General features: G+C 64.6%; 10 protein-coding genes. 7 read left to right on the forward strand and 3 right to left on the reverse strand.

Annotated elements, in window-relative coordinates; translation table 11 throughout:
- Positions 1-158: 158 nt before the first annotated feature.
- From PMO31116_RS21735 to pbpG, 4 genes are all read left to right on the forward strand, one after another.
- Entirely contained in the window at positions 159-1,136 is a 978-nt protein-coding gene (locus PMO31116_RS21735) for a histone deacetylase family protein (protein WP_150568515.1), read from the forward strand.
- 101 nt (positions 1,137-1,237) lie between these two features.
- The gene (locus PMO31116_RS21740; RefSeq protein WP_246185426.1) at positions 1,238-2,125 is read left to right on the forward strand and encodes a DMT family transporter; all 888 of its coding nucleotides are present in this window, start codon (positions 1,238-1,240) and stop codon (positions 2,123-2,125) included.
- 45 nt (positions 2,126-2,170) lie between these two features.
- Complete coding sequence (locus PMO31116_RS21745) at positions 2,171-3,031, forward strand: nitroreductase (protein ID WP_246185427.1); 861 nt, start codon at positions 2,171-2,173, stop codon at positions 3,029-3,031.
- Between the two features lie 188 nt (positions 3,032-3,219).
- Positions 3,220-4,485, forward strand: a complete 1,266-nt coding sequence (pbpG, locus tag PMO31116_RS21750; protein WP_150568517.1) for a D-alanyl-D-alanine endopeptidase — start codon at positions 3,220-3,222, stop codon at positions 4,483-4,485.
- 136 nt (positions 4,486-4,621) lie between these two features.
- Here pbpG and PMO31116_RS21755 read toward each other — a convergent pair whose 3' ends face one another.
- Positions 4,622-5,452, reverse strand: a complete 831-nt coding sequence (locus PMO31116_RS21755) for an IclR family transcriptional regulator (protein ID WP_150568518.1) — start codon at positions 5,450-5,452, stop codon at positions 4,622-4,624.
- A gap of 290 nt (positions 5,453-5,742) precedes the next feature.
- On the opposite strand from PMO31116_RS21755, the gene PMO31116_RS21760 reads away from it, so the two are divergent.
- From PMO31116_RS21760 to PMO31116_RS21770, 3 genes are all read left to right on the forward strand, one after another.
- The gene (locus PMO31116_RS21760; protein WP_150568519.1) at positions 5,743-7,260 is read left to right on the forward strand and encodes an AAA family ATPase; all 1,518 of its coding nucleotides are present in this window, start codon (positions 5,743-5,745) and stop codon (positions 7,258-7,260) included.
- A 90-nt stretch (positions 7,261-7,350) separates the two neighbouring features.
- Positions 7,351-8,076: a (Fe-S)-binding protein gene (locus PMO31116_RS21765; protein WP_150568520.1), complete on the forward strand. Its 726-nt coding sequence runs from the start codon at positions 7,351-7,353 to the stop codon at positions 8,074-8,076.
- 97 nt (positions 8,077-8,173) lie between these two features.
- Complete coding sequence (locus tag PMO31116_RS21770) at positions 8,174-9,583, forward strand: lactate utilization protein B (RefSeq protein WP_150568521.1); 1,410 nt, start codon at positions 8,174-8,176, stop codon at positions 9,581-9,583.
- Positions 9,584-9,743: 160 nt separating this feature from the next.
- On the opposite strand, the gene PMO31116_RS21775 is transcribed toward PMO31116_RS21770, so the two are convergent.
- Positions 9,744-10,403: an amino acid ABC transporter permease gene (locus tag PMO31116_RS21775; protein ID WP_150568522.1), complete on the reverse strand. Its 660-nt coding sequence runs from the start codon at positions 10,401-10,403 to the stop codon at positions 9,744-9,746.
- Positions 10,404-10,514: 111 nt separating this feature from the next.
- Positions 10,515-11,285, reverse strand: a complete 771-nt coding sequence (locus PMO31116_RS21780) for a transporter substrate-binding domain-containing protein (RefSeq protein WP_150568523.1) — start codon at positions 11,283-11,285, stop codon at positions 10,515-10,517.
- Positions 11,286-11,335: the final 50 nt, after the last annotated feature.

Consider the following 11,335-nt stretch of genomic DNA (forward strand, 5'->3'; position numbering starts at 1 on the left):
CTCTCGGGCGATGGTACTATCGACGAGTTCCGGCACTGGCGGAACGGGCGTTTGCCAGGCGGTGGACACCCGATGGGGTACGCCCGCCGGCCCCGTTCGCCGGTGCCGACGTCGTTCAACGCCTTTTTGCGTGCCGCACCCGCCGGCCATCCGCGTCGATGCAAGCGTTTTACAGCGACCATTTCGTCTTGCCACTGCCTCCCGGGCATCGGTTTCCCATGGAGAAGTACGCGCGCCTGCGCGAACGTGTGGCGCGCGAGCTGCCTCAGGTCGTGCTTGCGGAGGCACTGCCGGCCGACGACGCGATGCTCGGCCGCGTCCATTCCTCCGACTACGTTGCCCGCGTTAGCTCGGGGGCGTTGAATCCGAAAGAGCAGCGCGAAATCGGGTTTCCGTGGTCGTTGCAGATGGTGGAGCGTTCGCGTCGGTCAGCGGGGGCCACGGTGGCCGCCTGTCGGGCCGCGCTCGTCGACGGCGTCGCCGCCAATCTCGCCGGTGGGACGCATCACGCGTATGCGGATCACGGCGAGGGCTTTTGCGTATTCAACGATGCCGCGGTCGCGGCCCGTGCCATGCAGGCCGAGCTCGGCCCGGGCACGCGCGTGGCGATTGTCGATCTCGACGTGCATCAGGGAAACGGTACCGCGGCGATCTTCGAGCACGATCCGAGCGTCTTCACATTGTCGCTGCACGGCGAGCACAACTATCCCTTTCACAAGGCGCACGGCGACATGGATGTCGCATTGCCCGACGGCTGCGGCGACGACGAATACCTCGTCGCGCTGGGGCATGCGTTGACGGACCTGTTCGCGCAGTTCACCCCGACGCTGGTGATTTATCTTGCCGGCGCCGATCCGCTCGAGAACGACCGGCTCGGACGGCTCGCGCTCACGCACGATGGTCTGGCCGCACGCGACCGGCGGGTGCTCACGGCATGCGCCGAGCGGGGTTTGCCGGTGGCCATTGCCATGGCAGGGGGATACGGACGCGACATCGGCCAGACCGTCGACGCGCATTTCTCGACGATTCGTCTTGCCAGTCAGTTCCAGCGCGCTTCGCGTCGTGCATTTGGGGCATTCAGTGCGCTTGCGGCAGGCTCGTCGAGCGCGACCTCGCAAACGGTCGCGATCGCATGACGGATCGACGCGCGGCGGGTCCGCAACCTTCCCATTCCCCGAGTTCCCCGAGCGCGCACGCTGTGCCTCGTGCGGGAGGGGGGGCGGTCTGGAGCGCCGCCATGCCCTGGTGGTTCGTACTGATCTGGAGCACGGGCTTCATTGTCGCGAAGTACGGTATGCCCAACGCCGAACCGCTGACCTTCCTGGCACTGCGGTTTGGCGGCACGCTGGTCGTGATGCTGCCAATCGCATTGCTCACGCGCACGCCGTGGCCGAGGCGACGTGGCGACGCGCAGCGCATCGACTGGGCGCTCATCGTGCATCTGGCGATCTCGGGCATCCTGATTCAGGCGGTCTATCTCGGCGGTGTCTGGGCAGCGATCAAACACGGGGCACCGGCAGGGCTGGCGGCGCTCGTCGTGGGTATCCAGCCGCTCCTGACGGCACTCTTCGCGCGCGTGGTCGGCGAACCCGTATCGCGTCGCCAATGGCTTGGCCTGCTGTGTGGTTTCGTTGGCGTTGGGCTGGTGGTGGCCAACAAGGTTGGCGTTCGCGGCGTTGGCGCCGGCACGGTCGCGCTGTGTGTGCTGAGCCTGTTTGCGATCACCATGGGCACGCTGTACCAGAAGCGGTTCTGCTCGCACTTCGACCTGCGCGTGGGCACGATCGTCCAGTTCGGCGCCGCCTTCGCCGTGACTTTGCCTGCCGCCTGGGCGCTGGAAACCATGCGCGTGCGCTGGAATGCCGAGATGATCGGTGCGCTCGCGTGGTCGGTGCTCGCTTTGTCGATCGGCGCCATTTCGTTGCTGTTCCTGCTGATCCGGCATGGTGCGGCCACCAAAGTTTCCAGTCTGATGTACCTGACCCCCCCGACCACTGCCGTCATGGCATGGCTGCTGTTCGGCGAGACGCTCTCGCCGTTGAGCGCCGCGGGCATGGTCGTTGCGGCCCTGGGCGTTGCCCTCGTGATCGAACGCCGCGCGGCGCCTGCTGCCGCGGTGTCGTGATCGGCACGGCGCTCGCCTTTTCCCGAACGTTATGAGTCCATTGCCATGAGTCACGACGCTCCGCATATCCACACGGCACAGTCGATGCCGCATGCCGATTCGACGGATTCGACGGATTCGTCCGATCGCCCCGAATTGCCCCGTTCGATGACCACGGCTGACAACGAATGCGCACGCGTTGGGGAAAGTCCGGGGAACGGAGTTGTCAACGACGACGTGGGTCTGTGCGTGAGATATGTCGACGAGGCGATTCGCAGCCGTCGTTCGATTCGCGCCTATCTTCCCAAGCCGGTGCCGCCGTCCACCGTGGCCGAGATTCTATCGGTCGCGTCGCGGGCGCCGTCCGGCAGCAACATTCAACCGTGGCAGACCTATGTTCTGACCGGTGAAGCGCTGAAGCGACTGACGACGCGTTTGCTCGAGGCGTTCAACGATCCGGCGCAGCGTCTGTTGCATCAGGAGGAGTACGCGTACTATCCGCGCGAGTGGACCGAGCCCTATCAGGCGCGGCGCCGCAAGGTGGGATGGGATTTGTACGGACTGCTTGGCATCGGTCGTGCCGACAAGGCGCGCATGCACGGACAACACGCCCGTAATTTCACCTTCTTCGACGCCCCGGTCGGACTGATCTTCACGATCGACCGGCATCTGGAGCAGGGGAGCTGGCTGGATTACGGCATGTTCCTGCAGAGCGTGATGGTCGCGGCACGCGCGCGTGGGCTCGATACGTGCCCGCAAGCGGCTTTTGCCACGTTTCACCAGGTCATCTCGGCGGAGTTGCGCCTGCCGGAGACCCGCATGGTGGTCTGTGGCATGGCGATGGGCCACGCCGACCCGGATGCGGTGGAAAACGGCCTTGTCACCGAGCGTGCGCCCCTGGAAGAGTGGGCGCATTTCCTGGACTGACGTTTCACGAGGGGTTGGCGTAATTTGGCAAAATTTGGCGAATGTGCATTTCCTCGCGTTGCGCTGCACAAAACTGCCAGATGCCAGTTTAAGTATTTCAGCTAAGTCATTCATATTGCTTATTTTTTCGGAAGTTACTAAACTTCTCCCAAACTCGTTGCCTGCCAACCTTACGCTACCCCCAATCTATGTACGCGATCACCGCCCTTGCGCGTCTGTGCCGCTCCCGCCTCTGGGGTGCTGCCGTCGTGGCGATTTCGCTCGCCGCCGGTGCACCGGCAGTTGTTCAAGCCGCCGGTAAGACGAGCGCCTGCTCGTCCAAGACGGCGAAAACGGCTGCGCAGAAGCGCGCCTGCGCGAATGCTGCCTCCACGAAATCCGTCAACGCCAAAACCCAAGCCAAACCTGCTGTATCGACCAAGGTCTCTCGCGAAACGAAACACGCGAAAGCCGGTGGCAAGGTTCGCAAGCTCGCGGCCGTCGAAGTCGACGAGCCCGCCGCCAAGCGAGTTGCCGTCAAGCGCGTCGTTTATAAGAACGGCAAGCGTCGTGTCGTGACGTCGTACCGCACGGTGAGTTTTGCACCGCAGGCGCCGGAGCGTTTGTCGACGGGCCGCGCCTTCGGTCTGCACGAGACGCCGGACTCCCTGGCGCTGCGTTCGTCGGTCGCATATGTCGTCGACGAGCGCACCGGCGAGTCGCTGTTCGACAAGAACTCGCAAGCCGTGCTGCCGATCGCGTCGATTTCGAAGCTGATGACGGCAATGGTCGCGCTCGATGCCAATATCCCGATGACGGACGTCATGGAAGTGACTGACGAGGATCGCGACTACGAGAAGGGCACGGGTTCGCGTCTGTCGGTGGGCTCGCGCCTGACGCGCGAGGACATGCTGCACATTGCGCTGATGTCGTCGGAGAACCGCGCGGCCGCGGCGCTCTCGCGCTATTTCCCGGGTGGCCGTCCGGCATTCCTCGCGGCGATGAACCGCAAGGCGAAGGCGCTCGGCATGAACGATACGCATTTCAACGATCCCACCGGACTGTCGAGCCAAAACGTGTCGAGCGCCCGCGACCTTGTGAAGATGGTCAAGGCCGCGTATCAGTACCCGATGATTCGCCGTTTCTCGACGGACAGCAATTACGACGTCAATACCGGCCGTCGTGAACTGCACTACGTAAGCACGAACCACCTGATCGGTCATCCGGGCTGGGAAATCGGCCTGCAGAAGACGGGCTACATCAATGAAGCGGGACAGTGCCTTGTGATGCAGGCGAACGTCGACGGCCGTCCCGTGATCATGATTCTGCTCGATTCGACCGGCAAGTATTCGCGCTTCGCCGACGCCACGCGCGTGCGCAAGTGGCTGCTCGAAGGCGGTGGCTCGGTACCGCAGCGCACGGCCGGCACGGCGCCGACGGCGCAGGTCGCGACCAACAGCGAGCACGCGCTGTAAGCGGCCCGCGGCGTGGCTGCTGCCACGCCCGGATTCAAAACAAAAGGCGCTCCCCGGGAGCGCCTTTTGTTTTGTCCGGACCCTTCCTCCGTCGTGACGGCCAGAGGAGGCTCTGGCGCGAACTGACGATCCAGGCTTATTCCGCCGTGGCGGTGTGTGATGTTGTCGCGCCGCTCGCTTCCGGATGCGGGGCGTGAAAACCCAGCGAAGTGGAAATCGCCAACGCGGTTTCGTTCAGATTGGCCAGCCAGGCGTCCTGCAGCCGGTCGGCAGGCGCCGAAAGCGAGAGGCCTGCCACGAGCTTGCCACTGTCATCGTAGATTCCCGCCGCAATGCATCGCACGCCGAGCTCCAGTTCCTCGTTGTCTCGCGCGTAGCCCGACTTGCGGACGTGGGTCAGTTCACGCTCGAGCTTCTGAAGATCGGTGATGCTGTTGCGCGTGTGGCCCGACAGTCCGGTGCGTGTGGCATACGCCCGCACGCGAGCCGCTTCGTCGGCGGCGAGAAACAGCTTGCCGACCGAGGTCAGGTGCAGCGGTGCGTGGCCGCCGATGGCGCGCACTACCTGCATGCCCGAGCGCTCGCTGTAAGCGCGCTCGATATAGACGATCTCATCGCCCTGACGCACCGACAGGTTCACCGTCTGCCCGGTAATGCGGTGCAGGCTGCGCATCGGCGTGAGCGCTGCGTCGCGGACCGACAGGCGGGCCTTGACGAGGTTGCCGAGTTCCAGCAACCGCATGCCCAGACGGTACGTGCCAGGGTCGCAACGATCCACAAAACGGCAGGCCACCATATCGTTCAGGATGCGGTGTGCGGTGGACGGGTGGAGTTCGGTGGCGTGCGCCAGATCCTTGAGACTGACCGGGTCCGCATGCGCTGCCAGCGCGTCGAGCAAACGCATCATGCGCTCGATCACCTGGATGGACGTGCGCGACTCCGTGCCTTGACTGCTTTCGTCTTTCATGGGGTAGGGCCGAGTTTCGTATAGCGTCGATTCTATATCATATGGTGAAAAATTCGCACGTTTCGCGTAGAGGACTCATCCGAAAAGTGGCCTCGACGCCGATTGGCCGTGCGGGACGGCTGCGCCACCGAAGCTCGGTCTCCGCCATGCGGGCGCGTTGGTGCCGCAGTGACTCGCGATAGAAACCGAAAGTGGCCAACGCGGTGGCTCGATAAGATGCCCGTGCCATTCAACGGAGTGTCAAGCCGCGGTCGAGGGCGGCGGCGGCCGGCACGGAGGAGGTGCAGGCAATGTTCGGTTATGTGTACGCGCCGGCGGCGGCGGTGTTGCCCCGACGCCATGACGTTCATCGATCGGCCGGGGCGCCGCGCGGGTCGATCGATGCGAGGCGGGCCGAAATCGTCGAGCGATTCGAGCAGATCGCCAACGCCCGCGACCGGCTCGGGCTGAGCAACGTTGCGACGCGCAAGCTTCAGAAGACTTTCGCGACGAGCTATGCGAAGGCCACGTCCGGATATTGGCGCGGCGGGCTGTGCGATGCGTTCTGGCGGTGCGGATCGGCGTCGCGGGCATCCGGTCTGCTCGGCTTCGTCGGCGATCAGACGACCGTCGGCGACCGCCACAGCCTGACGCCGTCGGCCAAGCGGTTTTCGCGGATTCTGGAGAAGTTGACGGAGGTGTTGGCGCACGAACATGAGGCGCTTCAGACGTGCATCGACGTGGCCCGGAGTGTGGAGGAGCTCGGGGCGAGGCCGCCAACGCACGTGCAGGGAGAGTGGCGCAGCCGGCTCGAAGTGGAGAGCGAGGCGTCCGCGCTCATGGCTACCATCGACCTGCATCTCGACGAGGTGCGCGAGGCGCTTGGGGAGGCCTCGAAGCACGTGGTGCCGGAGAGGAAGCACTACGGCAAGCGCTTCTGGATTTCGTCGGCGTTATATGCCATCTCCGTCGGCATCGGCATCGCGGCGCTGATTGCTTCGGGGGGCTCGTTCGCGGCGATCATCGGCATCGTCGCACTGGCATTTACCACGGTTATTCGCCTGCAGAGCCTGGCGAGCATTCGGGGATTCGATCGCGATCGCGCCTGGAAATCGATCGAAGGCCTGTTGGCGGATACCCGACATTTTCTGGAATCGGAGGGGGCAATGATGAAAACGCAAATGAACGTGCAGGCCACACGTGCGCGACTGGAGCGTGACACGATGGTCTGGAACCAGCTCAATGCGCTGTCGGCGGATCTCGCCAAGGCGACGCAGGCGCAACAGGCGCGCGACGCCATCGTCACGAAACGGCTGGACGGGCTGTCCGAGGAATTCGCGAAGGCGGCGCTGGCACGTCGGGAAGACGATGCGCACGTGCGGCGTCGGCTCGACGGGTTGTCCGCGGAGCTTGCGAAGGAGACCCGGGCACGTCAGGACAGCGAAGCGCGCGTCTCGCACCGGCTCGATGGATTGTCCTCCGAGTTCGAGAAGGCGGCGCGGGCGCAGGAGGCGCGTGACAAGCAGGTCCGGCACCGGCTCGACGCGCTTTCCTCGGACTTGAAGGCGCTCGCCGGCACGACCGGCGAACGATTCGATCGAGTGGGAGCCGACGTGAATCGCCTGACCGTGATCGAGGCCGACGTGGCGAGCCTCAGGACGACACAGGCCGAGGGATACGCCCGGCTCTCGGCGGGGCAGGACCGCCTGGAGCGCATGCTGAAGGTCACCTCCGATCAGGTCGCCACCCTGATGGCGGACCGGGTTCATGCGCCGACGCGCTCGCGGTCGGCGGGCCGCGCCGACCAACACGTTCCGCGCATGGCGTGATCCACTGCGCGATATGCGGGAATCCACGCTGGGCCGCCCTGGCCCAGCGACTTATAATGGCGCATTATTCCCGAAAAGAGGATTCCCCCAATGCGCGTCGGACTGTTTGTCACGTGTCTGATCGACATGATGCGTCCGGAGATCGGCTTCTCGACGCTCAAGCTGCTCGAGACAGCCGGTTGCGAAGTCGTCATTCCCGATTCCCAGACCTGTTGCGGTCAGCCGGGCTACAACTCGGGCGAGCGCGCCATCGCTCGCGACCTCGCCCAGAAATTCCTCGATGAATTCGAATCGTTCGACTATGTCGTGGTGCCGTCGGGTTCGTGCGGCGGCATGGTCAAGGCGCATTATGGCGACCTCTTCGCCGACGACCCCGAACTCATGGGTCGATACGAGCGCCTGCGCCCGCGCGTGTTCGAGTTGACCGATTTTCTCGTCAACGTCCTGCACATCGACACGGTGCCCGGCGACTACACCGGCGAAGTGACGTACCACGATTCCTGCTCGGGCCTTCGCGAGCTTGGCGTCAAGACGCAACCGCGTGCATTGCTTGCGAAGATGCCGGGCGTGAAGGTGACGGAGATGAAGGACTGCCAGGCCTGCTGCGGGTTCGGCGGCACCTTCGCGCTGAAGTACGGCAACATCTCGACGGCGATCGTTGACGAGAAGTGCGCGAACATCGCGGCGAGCGGTGCACCGGCCGTGGTGCTTGGCGACCTCGGATGCATGCTCAACATCGAAGGGCGCCTGCGGCGCACGGGCGACACGAAGACGCGTGTGCTGCACATCGCACAGGTGCTCGCCGGCGATGCGTGAGTTCGCCGCCATCCTCCCGACCCTACCGGCCCCGGCACGGTCGCGCGTGGTCACGCGCGGCGCGCAGGTGGGCCGTCATCACTACTCGTGAGTCGCGATGCAAGTTCAATCGATGCAGTTCAAGGCGCGCGCGGGGCAGAAGCTCGCGGACCAGCGCCTGCAGGCCAATCTCAAGAAGCTCTCGACCAAGTTCGTGACGGCGCGTGCCGCGGCCATCGAAGAAATCGATTTCGAGGCCACGCGCGAGGCGCTCAAGGAACGCCGCAATCGCGGGCTCGAGACACTCGACGTCTGGCTGGAGATCTTCGAGCGCGAAGCCACGCGTCGCGGCGCGACAGTGCTGTTCGCCGAATCCACGCAGGACGCCGCGCACCTGATCGCGGAGATCGCGCGCAAGCATGACGTGAAGAAGGTGATCAAGTCGAAGTCGATGGTCACCGAGGAGTTGCAACTCAACAAGGTGCTTGCCGACATGGGCGTGCAGTCCGTCGAGACCGATCTCGGCGAGTACATTCTGCAGATCAACGACAACGAGCCGCCTTCGCACATCATCGCGCCGGTCGTGCACAAGGACAAGGACGAGGTGGCGGATCTGTTCGCGCGCGTGCACCACAAGCCGCGTCTGACCGAGATTCCCGCGATGACGCGCGAAGCCCGCGAGATGTTGCGCCCGCAGTTTCTCTCGGCCGACATGGGCGTGACCGGTGGCAACTTTCTCGTGGCCGAAACCGGCTCCGTGGCCGTGGTGACCAACGAGGGCAACGAGGGCATGTGCACGATCATGCCTCGCGTGCATGTGGCGGTGACGGGCATCGAGAAGGTATTGCCCACGCTCGAGGACCTGGCCACGGCGATGCGTTTGCTGCCGCGCTCGGCGACCGGGCAGGGAACGTCGAACTACTTCTCGTTGCTCACGGGGACGCGTGCCGAAGGCGAGGTGGATGGGCCTGATCACATGTACTTCGTGCTCGTCGACGGCGGGCGCTCGGGACTGATCGGCGGCGCCTTCCAGGAGATGCTGCGGTGCATTCGCTGTGGCGCGTGCATGAACCACTGTCCGGTGTATCAGAAGATCGGCGGCCACGCTTACGGCTGGGTTTATCCGGGGCCGATGGGGTCGGTGCTCACCCCGAGCTACGTAGGGCTGGAGAAGACGCTCGACCTGCCGCAGGCGGCGACGCTGTGCGGCGAATGCAATCGCGTGTGCCCGGTCGGCATTCCGATTTCGGACCTGCTGCGAAAGCTGCGTGAGCGCCAGGTTGACCGTGGCCTGCGTCCCTGGCAGGAGCGGGCGGCGCTTGCGGCGTGGGCGTTCGCAGCGCGTCGGCCGCGTCTGTACGCCGCGCTCACGGGGATGGGTTCGTGGGCGCTGCGTCGCATGGGGCGCGATCGCGGCAGCATTTCGAAGTTGCCTTTCGGAGGTGGCTGGACCGACACGCGCGAGATGCCTGCCCCGAGCGGCAAGACGTTTCGTGCGATGTATCGCGAGCGCAGGGCACCGCGATAAGCGTCAGCCGTCGGCGTGCACGCGCGACGGCAGCGATGCGTTGACGAGGGGCGCGTGCGCGTTTGTACGTCGCCGCGTCAACGCTTTTGGGAACTTCCGGCATGGCCGGGTGGCGTCGACCCTGTTGGCGCCCCCGGCCATGTTGCATTCAGCGGGCGGGTTACGTTCTCGCGGGCAGCGCGAGGCGCTTCTCGATGCGTCGCTGCAACGCGGACAGCCCTGTCGAGAGCACCCAGTAGATGGCGGCGCACGCGAGGTATAGCGGCAGCGGCTGGTACGTCGAGGCAATGACTTCCTGTGCGGAGCGCAGCAATTCGGTCACTGTGATCACCGATACGAGCGAGGTGTCCTTGATCAGGCTGATCAGGCTGTTGCCCAGACTCGGCACGGCGATGCGCAGCGCCTGAGGCGCGATCACGTAGCGCAGCGTCTGCCAGTACGACAGACCAAGGCTATAGGCGGCCAGCCACTGGCCGCGCGGCATGCCTTCGAGCGCACCGCGCATGCTCTCGGACAGATACGCACCTACATTCAGGCTGAGCGTGAGCACGCCGGCGGGGGTGGGATCGAGCGAGATGCCGATGCCCGGCAGGCCGTAATAGACCACGAAGATCTGCACCAGCAGCGGGGTGCCGCGCATCACGCTGACGTAGGCGCGGGCGATGGCGCGCAGCACACGGATCTTGCCGATGCCCATGATCGCCACGACGATGCCGATCATCAGGCCGAACACCATCGACATCAAGGCGAACTTGATCGTCAGCACGGTGCCCTGCAGCAGCACCGGCATGGATTGGGCGGCGAGTTCGAATGGATTCATGGGGGTATCTGGTGGAGTTGCGGAGTGCGCAATGACGACGGCCGGCACCCGCGTCGTGTGCGCGATGCCGGCCGTGACGCCGCCGAAGCCATTCGGCGCGAGAACTTCGGGTTACTTGGCGGGTTTGGACACGTCTTCGCCAAACCACTTCTGTGCGATCTTGGTGAGCGTGCCGTCCTGCTTCATCTGGGTGAGGGCGTCGTCGATGGCCTTGGCGAATTTCGGATTACCCTTGCGGAACGGAATGCCCACGGACTGGTTGGCACCCTCGAGCACGGCGCCCGGACGCAGCGGCAGATTCGACGTCTTGATCAGGTACGCGAGCATCAGGCGATCGTTGAGGGCCGCGTCGATGCGGTTTGCCGCGAGGTCGCGCAAGTACTCGGGCGCACCGGGATACGTGCGCACGTCGATGCCCGGCACGGCCTTCGCCATCTTGTCGTAGTTGCTGCCCAGGCTCACGCCGAGCTTGTGGCCCTTGAGCGCGTCGAGCGAATTGAATTCGCGTTTGTCGTCCTTGCGCTGAATGAGCTGAGCGGCCGAGTAGGTGTACGGCTGGCTGAAGTCGAGCGACTTCTTGCGCTCGTCGGTGATGGCCACCTGATTGACGATGACGTCGAACTTGCCTGCCACCAGCCCGCCGATGATGCCGCTCCATTCGGTCGTCACGAATTGGGCTTTCACGCCGAGGCGCTGCGCCACGGCCTTGGCCACGTCGACGTCATAGCCGTCGAGCTGGCCGTCGGTGCCACGGTAGTTGAACGGGGGGTAGGTTCCCTCGATGCCGACTTTCAGTACGCCCGCCGATTTCACAGTATCGAGCAGGTCGGCCGCGCGGGCCGGCGAGGTGCCGATCTGACCTGCCCCCTTCAATAGGGCCAATGGGCTTCTAGCAAAGTCCCTTTAAACCAACTCCTGGAAAGCGGCAGGAG

The organism is Pandoraea morbifera, assembly GCF_902459575.1.
In the GTDB taxonomy this organism is placed as follows: domain Bacteria; phylum Pseudomonadota; class Gammaproteobacteria; order Burkholderiales; family Burkholderiaceae; genus Pandoraea; species Pandoraea morbifera.